15 protein-coding genes are annotated in these 12,767 nt (G+C 64.1%); all 15 read right to left on the bottom strand.

The genetic code is table 11. The features are described from left to right. Positions 1-692, bottom strand: a 692-nt coding sequence (locus IRZ31_RS15530; RefSeq protein WP_297155239.1) for a hypothetical protein, incomplete at its 3' end; no start/stop codon positions are given. A gap of 278 nt (positions 693-970) precedes the next feature. Further along, positions 971-2,089, bottom strand: coding sequence for a hydrogenase expression/formation protein HypE (gene hypE, locus IRZ31_RS15525; RefSeq protein ID WP_297155238.1), 1,119 nt, complete (start codon positions 2,087-2,089; stop codon positions 971-973). 101 nt (positions 2,090-2,190) lie between these two features. Next, positions 2,191-3,330 (bottom strand): hydrogenase formation protein HypD, encoded by a 1,140-nt coding sequence (hypD, locus tag IRZ31_RS15520; protein WP_297155236.1) that lies wholly within the window; start codon positions 3,328-3,330, stop codon positions 2,191-2,193. Beyond that, positions 3,314-4,039 carry an SIS domain-containing protein gene (locus IRZ31_RS15515; protein WP_297155233.1) on the bottom strand — a complete coding sequence of 242 codons (726 nt, stop codon included), beginning with the start codon at positions 4,037-4,039 and terminating at the stop codon, positions 3,314-3,316. The genes hypD and IRZ31_RS15515 overlap by 17 nt, the downstream gene beginning before the upstream one ends. Positions 4,040-4,081: 42 nt before the next feature. Further along, positions 4,082-4,387, bottom strand: a complete 306-nt coding sequence (locus IRZ31_RS15510; RefSeq protein ID WP_297155231.1) for a HypC/HybG/HupF family hydrogenase formation chaperone — start codon at positions 4,385-4,387, stop codon at positions 4,082-4,084. Further along, positions 4,384-4,995 (bottom strand): SIS domain-containing protein, encoded by a 612-nt coding sequence (locus tag IRZ31_RS15505; RefSeq protein WP_297155229.1) that lies wholly within the window; start codon positions 4,993-4,995, stop codon positions 4,384-4,386. The genes IRZ31_RS15510 and IRZ31_RS15505 overlap by 4 nt, the downstream gene beginning before the upstream one ends. Positions 4,996-5,029: 34 nt before the next feature. Then, positions 5,030-5,302 carry a HypC/HybG/HupF family hydrogenase formation chaperone gene (locus tag IRZ31_RS15500; protein ID WP_297155227.1) on the bottom strand — a complete coding sequence of 91 codons (273 nt, stop codon included), beginning with the start codon at positions 5,300-5,302 and terminating at the stop codon, positions 5,030-5,032. A gap of 114 nt (positions 5,303-5,416) precedes the next feature. Continuing rightward, entirely contained in the window at positions 5,417-7,831 is a 2,415-nt protein-coding gene (hypF, locus tag IRZ31_RS15495; RefSeq protein ID WP_297155225.1) for a carbamoyltransferase HypF, read from the bottom strand. Continuing rightward, the gene (gene hypB, locus IRZ31_RS15490) at positions 7,828-8,541 is read right to left on the bottom strand and encodes a hydrogenase nickel incorporation protein HypB (RefSeq protein WP_297155224.1); all 714 of its coding nucleotides are present in this window, start codon (positions 8,539-8,541) and stop codon (positions 7,828-7,830) included. Before hypB ends, hypF begins: the two co-directional genes overlap by 4 nt. Positions 8,542-8,553: 12 nt before the next feature. Continuing rightward, the gene (hypA, locus tag IRZ31_RS15485) at positions 8,554-8,940 is read right to left on the bottom strand and encodes a hydrogenase maturation nickel metallochaperone HypA (protein WP_297155222.1); all 387 of its coding nucleotides are present in this window, start codon (positions 8,938-8,940) and stop codon (positions 8,554-8,556) included. Between the two features lie 265 nt (positions 8,941-9,205). Further along, entirely contained in the window at positions 9,206-9,805 is a 600-nt protein-coding gene (locus tag IRZ31_RS15480; protein ID WP_297155220.1) for a hydrogenase maturation protease, read from the bottom strand. A 7-nt stretch (positions 9,806-9,812) separates the two neighbouring features. Beyond that, complete coding sequence (locus IRZ31_RS15475; RefSeq protein ID WP_297155218.1) at positions 9,813-10,151, bottom strand: hypothetical protein; 339 nt, start codon at positions 10,149-10,151, stop codon at positions 9,813-9,815. Then, positions 10,148-11,215 (bottom strand): hypothetical protein, encoded by a 1,068-nt coding sequence (locus IRZ31_RS15470; RefSeq protein ID WP_297155216.1) that lies wholly within the window; start codon positions 11,213-11,215, stop codon positions 10,148-10,150. Before IRZ31_RS15470 ends, IRZ31_RS15475 begins: the two co-directional genes overlap by 4 nt. Continuing rightward, positions 11,212-11,874, bottom strand: a complete 663-nt coding sequence (locus IRZ31_RS15465) for a DUF6084 family protein (protein WP_297155214.1) — start codon at positions 11,872-11,874, stop codon at positions 11,212-11,214. Before IRZ31_RS15465 ends, IRZ31_RS15470 begins: the two co-directional genes overlap by 4 nt. Continuing rightward, on the bottom strand, positions 11,858-12,604 hold the full coding sequence (locus IRZ31_RS15460) for a DUF5947 family protein (RefSeq protein WP_297155241.1): 747 nt from the start codon (positions 12,602-12,604) through the stop codon (positions 11,858-11,860). The genes IRZ31_RS15465 and IRZ31_RS15460 overlap by 17 nt, the downstream gene beginning before the upstream one ends. Positions 12,605-12,767: the final 163 nt, after the last annotated feature.

The following is a 12,767-nucleotide window of genomic DNA, read 5'->3' as shown; positions in this document are numbered from 1 at the left end:
CTGTCGCTGAAGCTCCCGCCGGCACTCCCTCCACTGTCGCTACCCCCCCCTCCATAGCTGCTGTTCCAAAAACCAGCACTGGTTTGACCTGCCCGATAACCCCTACGCCGCTGAACTGCACCCTCATTGGCAGCAGTTCCAAGGACGAAGCAGCAAATGACGGCAACAGAGCCACAGAAACAGCCAGGCCAGGCCACCAGTGTCCAATCAAAGCCTTGATTGGTGCTAGCTGACGATACTTCTTCAGACGATGAGGTCACGGTCAGGCTCTCCTCCAGCGACTGGATGGCCGCCAGCGTTGCCCCGGTGTAGCCCCCTTCAGAATAGTTCTCCTTGAAGGCCGTGTAGGCATCTTCCGCCTCGCTATCCGAGAGCGGGACCTCATTTCCCGACTCAATATAGACCCAGCGATGTACCGTGTCGATGGCGATCACGATCAGCCGCTCGGCTGCGCTCACCCGCCCACGTGCATAGCCCTCAAAGTCTGCCTGACTGCCGCTGAAGCTGTTGGTCGTATCGACCTCCAACGGATAGGGTAGCTTCGCCCCCTCGCTCTTGACACGGGCCACATCCAAGACCCCAGCACCGTCGCTGACAGTGACGCTCTCGGCTAGAGCCACTTGCCCACCGGCCAGCAGCAACCCTATAGCGAGTATTAGCGCCAGCAGCTGCTTGCCGAGCCAGCTCCCCACAAGGGCCCGCTGCTGGGAAGCATCGCCTTGGCGTCTCTCAGACAATAGGAACGATGGTTGTAGCACATTGTTCTCCCGCAAGCATATTACGCTAGAGAGCTTTCTGCGTAATATAAACGCGACTTCCCCACCATTTATATCGATCAATATATCAAATCTTTGGATGATGTGAGAGGCAGCTCACAGGGGGAGAAGGTTCCAGGGAATGAGCGTAGCGCTCACCTGAAGGTAGAAGGTGAGCGCTTAGAGTGCGAGAGGAGAAAATATGAGGTGGAAACTTAGCAAATGCGAGGGAGCGGATCGCCGACGAGCATATCGAGGACGCGCATGCCACCGATCTCGGTGCGCAGGAAGACCAGGCCCGGCGGTTCCGCCTGCACGCTGCCGATGATGGCCGCCTCCTGCCCTAAAGGATGCGCACGCATGACCGCCAGGGCTTTCTCGGCGGCCTCGGGCGCGACCACCGCCAGCAGCTTGCCCTCGTTGGCGATGGTGAGTGGGTCAAGTCCCAGGATCTCGCAGGCGCCACGGACGCCGGCATGCACCGGGATCGCCTGCTCGTCGAGGCCGATGGCCACCTCCGAAGCCAGGGCCATTTCGTTGAGGGCCGTGGCTACGCCGCCGCGCGTAGGATCTTTGAGGCAATGCACGCGCTCGCCGATGGTCTCTAACAAGGCCGCCACCAGCGTGTGTAACGGTGCCGTATCGCTCTGGATCTCGGTCTCGATGTCCAGGGCCTCGCGCGCCAGCATGATGGCGATGCCGTGGTCGCCAGCGCTGCCACTGAGGAGCACGACATCCCCAGGCTGCAGACAGGTCTGCCCCAGCGGCCAGTGGGCACGGCGCAGCCCAACACCCGCCGTATTGATGAAGACGCCATCTCCTTTGCCGCGCTGCACCACCTTCGTGTCGCCGGTGACGATGGCCACTCCGGCCTGACTGGCCGCCTCCTGCATGGAGGCGACGATGCGGCGCAGTTCCGCAATGGGAAAGCCCTCCTCCAGGATGAAGCTCGCTGACAGATACAGCGGCTGAGCGCCAGCCATCGCCAGATCGTTGATGGTACCATGCACGGCCAGCTTGCCAATGTCGCCACCGGCGAAGAACAGCGGGCTGACCACATAGGTATCAGTCGTAAAGGCCAGCTGCAGACCGCTCCCATCGAGCGAGAAGACCGCTGCATCGTCCATCGCATCGAGGAGAGGATTCGAGAAAGCCGGGGCAAACACGCCTTCAATCAGGTTATGGGTGGCCTTGCCGCCGCTCCCGTGACTCAGCGTGATGCGCTCATCGCGCAAATAGAACTTGTGTCGGCGCGCCTGCCGGACGCGCTCCATCTTCTGCAACACTGCGTCGAGCCGCGCCGCCTCTTGCTCTGGGCTGGGCCTGCCTTCCATTTCTCTCTCCCTTCCTTTCTTACCTTGTCTTGCTCGCTTGAGTCGCCCGCCTTTTCGGTTCCCCAGGTCCGTCCGTCCGTCGATCTGGCCCTAGCCTCCGCTTATGGGGTCTGCGAGAGGCTGCGCAGGTGGTCACGCTCAGCAGCCATCGAGAAGCGGCCATAATTGTAGTAGGCCGCGCAGGCCCCTTCGGGGGAGACCATACAGGTGCCGATGGGCGTCTCAGGGGTGCAGGCCGTACCAAAGACCTTGCACTCCCAGGGCTTGATGACCCCCTTGAGGACCTCGCCACACTGGCAGGCTTTGGGATCGGCCACGCGCAGGCCCGGCACTTCGTAGCGCAGCTCGGCATCCCAATCGGCAAATTCGGGCCGCAGCTTGAGGGCACTGTGCGTAATGAACCCGAGGCCGCGCCATTCGAAGAAGGGCCGCAGCTCCATCGTGCGGGCCATCGCCTCCAGAGCGCGCATGTTGCCCTCGGGACGCACGACGCGCGTGTACTGGTTCTCGACCTCTGCCCGTCCTTCACTGATCTGCTTGACCAGCATGTAGACGGCCTGAATGATGTCCAGCGGCTCAAACCCGGCGATGACGACCGGCTTGTGATGATCGCGGGCGATGAAGGTATAGGGGCGCATGCCGATGACCATGCTGACGTGCCCTGGACCAATGAAGCCATCCAGGCGCAGATCGGGCGAGTCGAGAATGGCTTTGATGGCCGGAATAATGGTCACATGATTGCAGAAAACAGAGAAGTTCTTGACTCCTTCGGCCCTGGCCCGCAGCAGGGTCACCGCCGTTGAGGGCGCGGTCGTCTCGAAGCCGATGGCGAAGAAGACCACCTGGCGATCGGGATACTGGCGTGCCAGCTTGAGGGCGTCCAGCGGCGAGTAGACAAAGCGCACATCGGCCCCCTCGGCCTTGGCATCAAGCAGGCTGCCTTTCGAGCCAGGGACGCGCATCATGTCGCCGAAGGTGGTGAAGATCACGCCCTCCGTGCGAGCGATGGCGATGGCATCATCGATGCGCCCCATCGGCAGGACGCAGACCGGGCAGCCCGGGCCATGCACCAGGTCGATGCTGCGCGGCAGCACGTCCTCGATGCCATGCTTGTAGATCGTATGGGTATGACCGCCGCAGACCTCCATGAACTTGAGCGGGCGCCCCTCGCTGAGGCGCGCGATCTCGGCGGCGATGCGTTTGGCCAGCTCGGGATCACGATATTCATCGACGAACTTCATCGCTGTCAGCACTCCCTTTCTCTGCCGCTAAGCAGGTTTGCACGAGTTCGATGAGGGCATGGTAGACGGTGGCCTGCGCCTCCTGGATGCGTGGGATATGATCGCCCGGCGAGACAATGCAGAAGTCGACCGCTGGCGAGCGCCGGGTTTTGCCGCCATCGTAGCCGGCCAGGCCCACGGTGAGCAGGCCCTGTTTTTTGGCCTGCTCGAAGGCGTGCAGGACATTGAGCGAGTTGCCACTGGTGGAGATGCCCACGGCAATGTCGCCGGGACGTCCAAAGGCGATGATCTGGCGGGTAAAGATATTCTCAAACCCGACATCATTGCCCACCGCCGTGACGACGGCAATGTCATTGGTGAGGGCAATGGCCGGCAAAGGGCGCCAGTGAGCAACTGGTGGATGGAGCAGGTCGGTCACCAGGTCCTGAGCGTCGGTGGTGCTCCCCCCATTGCCAAAGGCCAGCAGCGTTGCCCCAGCGGCGAAGGCGCGCGCCATCGCCTGAGCCGCCGCCAGCAGCGACTCGCGCGAGGTGGCCAGCGTCGCCTGACGCAGGGCGATGACGTCGCGGCACTTCTCCAGAGTGGAATGCTGGACCTGACTGAGGACCTCCTCAAGACGGACCTTTCCGCCCGCAAAGAGATAGGGATAAAAGAGGCGATCGTACTCCGATCCCTGGGTTTGATCGTTGTTGTCACGGTCAGCGCTCATGGCTCGCTCGCTTTCCTCGTGACCCTGGCCTGGCCATGTGGCTCAGGCGAAGGGACCGTTCTGCTCATCGGCAGGCGTCACAGACTCGTCGAGGCGCTCCAGGGCAACACCGCCGTGCACGAGCAGACGGTCGCCCGGGCGGACCTCGCCGAGCAAGGTGATGTCGATCATCGCCTCGCCCAGACCCAGACTGACGCAGGCCATACCAGCCTCCGCCTCCACGCTCAGCACTGTCGCCACCACGGCCTCATCCGCGCAGGTGGGACAGTGCCCTTCAGGATCTGGCTGACACAGCGGTCGCAATGGCACGCTTGGCGACAGAGCAATGTACTCGGATTCCGGCTTCATTGCAGCAATCCCTCATGTTCGAAAAAGACATGGACCAGCTCCCACAAGACGTGATAGAGCGTTTCATGGATCTCCTGGACGATCAGCGGATCGTCGGCAGGCACAACAAAGCGATAGTCGACAGCCTCCTCGCTGAGCAGGCCCCCATCGCCGCCCAGCATGGCCAGCGTGAGCAGGCCCAGCTGCCGCGCTTGCGCCAGGGCGGCCAGGACGTTGGCACAGCGTCCGTCAGGCGAGAAGCCGAGGGCAATATCCTGGGGGCGCGCCAGCACGCGCAGCTGTTCGCCGAAGGGCATCTCAGGCCGTCCGCCCGCCATCAGACCGCTGAGGGTGGCGCTGTCGTTGGTCAGGGCCAAAGCTGGTAAGGCTCGCTTGCCCACGATGACCGGATGGACGAATTCGACTGAGACATGTTGCGCATCAGTAGCCCAGGCCCCATTGCCAAAAGCCAGCAGACGCCCCCCCTGATGGAAGCGACGGGCCATCGCCCAGCAGGCTTCGGCAATGCGCGGCGCCTCGCGCTCAAAGAAGGTCGCCGGCAGACTAGTGCTGAGAGCAAAGCGCCGCTCTAGCACGGCCTCCAGCGATTCGTGCACATCTTGCGGCATGAGATAAGCACCTCCTCCCCTTCCCTATCCCTCACTACTCGATCTGGCTAGAGTGCAGCAGCTTCAGCTCATCGGTGTAGACATCGCCCATCAGCTGGAGCGCCTTGAGGGTCTCGCGCGCCTCCGCTTCATCGATTTTGCTCATGGCAAAGCCGACATGGATGAGCACCCAGTCGCCAGGGGCAATACCCTCAGAGCGCACGAGAGCGACGCTGACGTTGCGCTTGACGCCCGAGACGTCAACGCGCGCGATCGAGTTAGCGTCGTCAACGATTTCAAGGACTTGACCGGGGATTCCCAGACACATCGCACTGGCTCCTCTCTTTTCTCTGCTATGCTTCTGCTCGCAGCGCATCGCTCCTGGCAAGATGCGCTATCCTTTCTTCACCAAACAAGCATAGCCTGGCCCTCATCCACGTCTTCACGAGATGAGGCCAGACTCTCCTTCCCGGCCTCCTGCCGCCAGGCGGGCCGCGGCGACCGCCAGCTGTCCCAGGCTGAGACCACCATCGTTCGGGGGCACACGGCGATTGAGATAGACCGCGAAGCCGCTGGCCTCCAGCTCAGTGACAAGGTCTTCCAGCAGCAGACGGTTCTGAAAGACGCCGCCGCTGAGCGCGACCTGGGAGAGACCGCAAACCTCCCTGATGCGCTGGCAGAGGTCGACGAACATGGCCACCAGCGAGCGGTGGAAGCGGCGCGCAAGACGTGCTCTGTCGTAGCCACGCTGGAGATCCTCGACCAGGGCCGAGAGCATCGGGGAGACATCGATCTGGAGCGGCCCCTGACCCGAGCGGAGCAGGGCGTAGGGATAGGGCGGCTGCTCGTCAGGGGCGACGCTACTGGCCAGCATTTCCAGCTCAATGGCCGCCTGGCCCTCATAGAGCACCTCGTCGCGCAGGCCGAGGATGGCCGCCACGGCATCGAAGAGGCGCCCAAGACTGGAGGTCAGCGGCGAGTTGAGGCCGCGCTCAATCATCTGCGTGAGTATCCGCCAGGTGCTGCGATCGAGACGCCGTGCGAAGGGGATGTTAAGCGCCAGGAAGCGCTCGCCGTAGGCCCGCGCCAGATAGACCGCCGCCATGCGCCACGGCTGGCGAACGGCCTGCTCTCCGCCCGGGAGGGGGACATAGGCCAGGTGGGCCAGGCGCTCGAAGCCGCGCAGGTCGGCCAGCAGGATCTCCCCACCCCAAATCGCCCCATCGGTACCGTAGCCCGTGCCATCGGCAGCGATGCCTATGACCGGCCCGCTCAGACCATGCTCAGCCAGCACGCTGGCGATGTGGGCATGATGGTGCTGGACTCCGATGCGTTGCTCGATGTCACTGTCCAGGGCATACCTGGTCGCCAGGTAGTCGGGATGCAGATCATAGGCCACGGCCTCGGGGACGATCCCGAAGAGGCGCTGGAAGTGCCGAATACCCTCGCGGAAGGAGGCCAGGGTCTCCAGGTTCTCCAGATCGCCGATGTGCTGCCCGACAAACGCCTGGCGCCCTTTGCCCAGACAGAAGGTATTCTTGAGATGGCCCCCACAGGCCAGCAGCGGACGCGGCAGCTCAAAAGCCAGCGTGATTGGCTCGGGGACATAGCCACGCGAGCGGCGGAAGAGCTGCTCGCCACCGGCGGCCAGGCGCGTGACCGAGTCGTCGCAGCGCATGTGGATCACACGATTGTGGGTCAGCATGCCATCAGCGATGCCGGCCAGGCGCTGGCGGGCCTCGTCGTCGCGGTAGGCGATCGGCTCCTCGCTGAGGTTCCCGCTGGTCATCACCAGCACCGGCGGGCGATCTGCAGGAATGAGCTGGGCGAAGGAGTGCAGCAGGAGATGATGAAGCGGGGTATAGGGAAGCATCAGACCAAGGGTCCGGTAACCTGGGGCCACCGCGGGCGCAATGGGAGAGACGGGCCGCTGCTCTAGCAGGACAATGGGCCGACGCGGCGACTGCAGTAGGGCCGCTTCGCCCTCGCTGACGAAACAGAGGCGTCGGGCTGTCTCCAGGTCTGGCACCATGAGAGCAAATGGCTTGGCTTCGCGATGCTTGCGCCGCCGCAGCCGTTGGACGGCCACAGCGTTGAGAGCGTCACAAGCCAGATGATAGCCGCCCAGACCCTTGATGGCCAGGATGGCCCCCTGAGCAAGCAGTTGAGCCACCTGCTCGATAGGGGTCGCCTCCGCTGCGCCGCAGGCCGAGAGTCCTGAGAGTCCTGGCTCCTCGTCCGCCCACAGCTCCAGGCGAACCTGCGGCCCACAATGCGGGCAGGCATTGGGCTGGGCATGAAAGCGCCGATTGGCCGGGTCCTCGTACTCGGCACGGCAGGCGGGACACATGGCGAAGACACGCATGGTCGTCTGCTCACGATCGTAGGGGACATCCTGGATGATGGTGAAGCGCGGTCCGCAGTTGGTACAATTAATGAATGGGTAGCAATAGCGACGATCCAGTGGATCAAATAGCTCACGCAGGCAATCGGCGCAGGTGGCCACATCGGGTGAGACCAGCGTGGTCCGCTCGCTGCCCTCCTGGCTCTCCTCAATCACAAAAGCCGTCTCGTGCTGAGGGGGCAGCTCCTCAACCGTGACACTCTCGACGCGCGCCAATGGCGGGGCCTCAGCGAGAAGCAGCTCCCGAAAGCGGGCCAGGGCCTCCGCCGGTCCCTCTACCTCGATGGCTACCCCGCGGCTGTCGTTGCGCACGAAGCCGGCCAGCCCCAGACGCTGAGCCAGGCCGTAGACAAAGGGGCGAAAACCCACTCCCTGCACAATACCCGTCACCGTCAGCCGCTGCCGCTGACGCGTCGCCATCGTGGTCTGGACTCGGGAAAGATGCTCACTCATGATGCTGCTCCGTCTCCCTGGATGACTGGCCCTTCACTGGCGGGAAGCGAGGATCGCTCAGGCGCGCGCCCGACATGCCAGAGCCAGCCACACCAGGTCTCCAGCCCTTCGCCACTGCGGCAGCTCAGTGAGAAGATCTGCAGGCTCGGATTCACAGCCAGCGCCTGAGTGCGCACCCGCTCGGGATCATAGTCCACGTAGGGCAGCAAATCGAGCTTGTTGATGACCAGGACCTGGGCGGCAGCAAAGATCTGCGGATACTTGGCCGGCTTCTCATCCCCCTCGGTCGTGCAGACCACCACGACCCGCAGGTCCTCGCCCAGATCCCAGGCCGCCGGACAGACCAGGTTGCCGATGTTCTCGATGAAGAGCAGGTCGAGTCGCTGCAGATCGAGCGCCTCCAGAGCATCACGCACCATATGCGCCTCCAGATGGCAGGCCCCGCGTGTATTGATCTGTACCACCTGCGCCCCAGCGGCCTCTATGCGCTCGGCGTCCAGGCTGGTTTCGATATCTCCTTCGATCACCCCAATGGCCAGACGGCCACGCAGCCGGGCCACGCTGCGTTCGAGCAGGGTGGTCTTGCCCGCCCCTGGACCGCTCATCAGGTTGATGCAGCGTACGCCAGCCGCCGCCAGTCGGCCTCGTACCTCTGCCGCCACCTCCTCATTGGCCGCCAGGATGTTTCTGGCAATGGTCACTCTGGGCATAGCTACCGCTCCTCAGCCGTTGTTCTCCTGCTCCTGGCCTCCTTGCTCGTTGTCAGCCCCAACTTCCATGTCGAGGATCTGCAACTCGGTGCCCGAGAGGATGCGCGTGGACCAGGTGCCACAGGCGGGACAGCGCGCGATGAAGTCCTCGACGGCGAAGGAGCTGGCACACGGCTCGCACCAGGCCCGATGCGGGGTGACCTCGATCGCCAGCCGGGCCTCGGCCAGGACGGGCGAGAGCGAAGCCAGCATGGTAAAGGCCGCTTGCAGGGCCTCGACCAGGACACCGCTGGCTTCGCCCACACGCAGATGCACTGCTCGCACCTGTCGCACACCACACTCTTCCGCCCTGGTTTCCACCACTTCGATGATGCTCTGAGCAAGCGCTAGCTCATGCATCGCCACCCCACCTTTCGCCCCCGATCGAATGGGGCCTGTTCCGGCCCCGCCATCCTCTCAGCGCCCGTTCACACCCGGCGCTGCGCACGGTCACGTTCACCTCTCTCTACATCGAGCGAATACGCAAATAACGCTGAATATCAGGGAGTTGCTGTCTGAGCACCAGGAGCAACAGCGCCAGAATAATGGCACTTATGATCCACTTGACCATTGGTACACGCCTCCTTTCAAGTCAGCGAGAGCAACGCTCATTCGCGAACCAGGACTATGCAGTCTCAGTCGAATCTGAGCCTTGATAGAGCTGCATGACTACTGTATCGAGGATGCGCAGGGCGCTTTCGACCGCAGCCTGCACGGCTGGGCTGAGGCCCATCTGCAGCTCCTCCTCGATGGTATCTGCTTCCCAAGGCGCTGGCTCGCAGCCGATGAGCAAGGCCGGAATGGACGGCGCGCCAAGCGCACGGGCATAGGTCAGCACACGCACCGGGTCGAGGCTGTGCGCCTCCAGGCCCAGCTTGCCAGCAGCCAGATCGGCAGTCTGATCCTCTGGAGGAAGCAGCGGCTTGAGCAGATAGAGCGTTCCCGGGCTGCCACCACGCGGCACCGCATCGATGAGGATCAGCGCTTCGTAGCCGTCGAGGAGCGCATAGGCCAGCTCCAGACCCCGAATGCCAAAGTCAATGACTTCAACCCCCGGTGGATAGCGTCCACGCGCCCGCTGAGCCACCGCGCAGCCGAAGCCGTCGTCGCCCAGAAAGATATTGCCAATGCCAGCCACCAGCAGGCGACGCAGCCCGCCGTGAGCTGCCTGCTCAAAAGCGGCTTCTAGCGCCTGTCGTAGCTTCTGTTCCTCGTCTATCTCCATGTCCACCTCATTCCTCCTCGCCGAGCGGCTCTACTTCCTCCGGGAAGAAGAAGAAGCGATGACCAGGCAGGACGCGCTCGTCCCATTGCTCTCTGCCGGGATCGTCATCGAGCGTGACCACCAGATAGAGACGGTTCTCGAAGTCTTGCTGGATGACCTCGACGCGCCCGATGCGCCCTTCGAGCAGCAGATCAAAGGCATCGGCCAGGCGCCCCTGGCGCGCTCGCCCCGGGCAGAGGCGTACGCGCGTGCCCGCCCTCACCTGACGTCCCGCGATGGTGATTATCTCCGGCGGAGGATAATCCTCACCGGGAAAGGTCCAGCCACTGCCGTCCGCGAGGCTCATGGTTCAGCCTCCCCCAGAGAGCGTAGCCCGCGGATAGTGCCGTGAAGCTGCAGCCACTGCTCCGGCGTCAGGCGCTCGATCTGCTCCAGCACCGCCCGTCCACGGGCATCGCCACGGCGAATCTGCTCTTTCTCTTCGTCGGTCAGGGTCAAGATGCGCAAGGCCAGCAACTCATCGATCTCGGTGCCGTCGAAGAGCGGAGCTGGACTTTCCGGAGCGATCTGCGGATAGTCGTAGAGGATGATCGGCGAGGAGAGCAGGCCGTCACGCTCGCCTGGCTCCCCAACCAGCACCGGCCAGGTGCCACTGTTGCGACAGGAGGCTGCCACCTGACGCAGCTCCTCTGGCGGCTCTATCAGGGAGACAAAGGCGCCTCCTTCCACCTGGAGGATGATATGCGTTGAGACACAGGCCGAGAGCAGCGCCTCCTGCGCGCGCAGCGCTTCCGGGGCCTCCACGGCGGTGGTGTTGGCAATGGTCACGCGCAGTTTGAAGAGACCCTCCCGCTCGGGCACGGCCTCAGCAAGGATGCTAACCTCTCCGCTGAGCGTGCGCCCCTCGCGCACAATCCTCCTTGATCCGCTTGTTGCTCTGCTGGCCGGCTCCTCTTCCTCCAGGTACCGCGCCGGAAAGGCAAAGGGCAGGCGCCGCTCGGCCTGAAGCAGCTCCCGCAGCGAGAGGGCCGTCGCGCTCACACTGCGCTCGATCCCTTCCTCCCAGACGCCTTCAAAGGGCGCCTCCTCCCAGATGGGCGCTCCTTCCCGGGGTCCTTCGATCGCCTGCGCTCCTCTGCTCTGTGCATCCTCGCGCCTGCAGCGCATCAGCTGGAGAAAGCGTACGGCGATGGAGAGCCGTGGCTCAGCGCCCGCGCCGGCCTCCAGCAGGCACTCGGTCTGCAGACGCCAGGGTTCTACCTCGCCACCCGCCTCACTGTAGAGGCGTGGATAGACCACCCCATAGGTCCAGCGCTGCCGGTTCTTGAGAGCCGAGTGACGGTATGGGTAGAGCAGGTAGCCCTCATAGAGCACCGCCTCGGCAATGGCCTGGATCTCCTCCAGCTTCATGGCTCCTTTCCCTCCTGTTCTCCCGCCTCCAGCAGGCGCAGTATGGTCTCCTCCCAGGTCGGCAGGCCGTGGGCCATCTTGTAGGCATAGAGCCGGTCAAAGACCTGGCGTTGCAGGCGAAGCCAGGTGCTCTCGGGATAGAAGCGCGCGATCAGCTCACGCCAGCACTGCAGCGGGAGCGCAAAGGCCGCCTCCTTCGACCAGGGAATCGGGGCGATTTGGAGATGCCCGCCCTCTCCCTCGTAGAAGATCGTGCCGCTGAAGAGGAAGCGCAGCGGGATTACCCCCTCCTCGCCTTCCAGGGCCGCAAAATACTTGGTGCTGACCACCTCGAAATCGTAGGTGCAGGGCACCGGGAGCTCGACCTCGGTACGCTCACCAAAGGCTGGCACCACCGTCCCGGCATGGGTCCAGAGCAGCGAGCGCACGGTTTCCCCCCAACGCGGCGGCTCCCCGAAGACCTCCAGCAGGCGCGCCTGAGCTGCCGGACTGTAGCGGCGGCGTGTAGCCTCGATCTGGATCTGGGCCCGCACGACCACACTCTGCACCGGCTCCGTGGGCACCCGATTGCTGACCTGCAGTCGGAAGAGCAAGAGCGGCACAGCTGCCGCGGCGGGCACGGCGGCGTCCACGATGGCAAAGTCAAGATCCGGTATCATATTCCCCTTCCCCCAGGTCCGGCGCCGCTCGTCCAGCCGCAGCCGTTACGATCTCGGCCCGCGCCTGCAGCTCGTCGAAAAAGGTCCGCAGCGCCTGCTCCACCTCCACACCGCCGCTCAGGCCCCGCCAGTTGGCGCGGATCAGGCCCGTCAGGCGATAGCAGGCATCAATCGGTACCAGATAGGCCTCGCGCGCCCCACGGACCCGATTCAGCAGCAGGGCCTCGACATCGGGCAGCAGCTCCCCCAGCAGCGGATAGCGGGCAACCAGCCCCTGCCAGCCATCCAGGTGAAGCAGGGATTCCGTCGCGCCTGCCGGCCCGGGATAGAAGGCCAGCATCCTTCCCGCTGGGGTGCTGTAGAAGAGGTAGACCAGGTTCACCGGCAAGCCCAGCGCCTCCCACTCGGCGTCAGTCAGCTCCAGATCGCGCAGCCAGCGATACCGCTCGGGGATCAGTCGATACTGGCCCTGGCCCGCCTGGCTCCCCGCGCGGAAGAGCAGCGCACACGGATCACAGACGCAGAGCACTTGACGCTGTTCAGGGGCAAACAGATGGCGATGGGCCGGCAACAGGAGGGCGCTGCACAGCTCGCAGCGCTCCAGGGGGCGACGCTGCGGCTGGCCTTCGCGCTGCACGAAGCGCCGCAGCGCGCCCAAAGGGAGCGCCACAGGGGCCTGGCTGGTCTGCTGCTCGCTTGGGCGGCCCGCCTCCTCGCGCCTCATTCCCATCACCGATCACCCCTCTCTCAGACCGCTTCCGGTCTGGGGTGTCGCCACCGCTGCCGGAGATCCACCGCGCCGCCGCGGGACAAAAACCACCGGAAGCGGCGTCCCACCCCGCGACGGCGTCGGCTCCACCGTCCCACCCGCCGCCTCCCCGATCCCCTCAATC

It is taken from the genome of Thermogemmatispora sp. (assembly GCF_019683635.1).
In the GTDB taxonomy this organism is placed as follows: domain Bacteria; phylum Chloroflexota; class Ktedonobacteria; order Ktedonobacterales; family Ktedonobacteraceae; genus Thermogemmatispora.
This window is presented reverse-complemented; position numbering and strand designations above follow the sequence as displayed.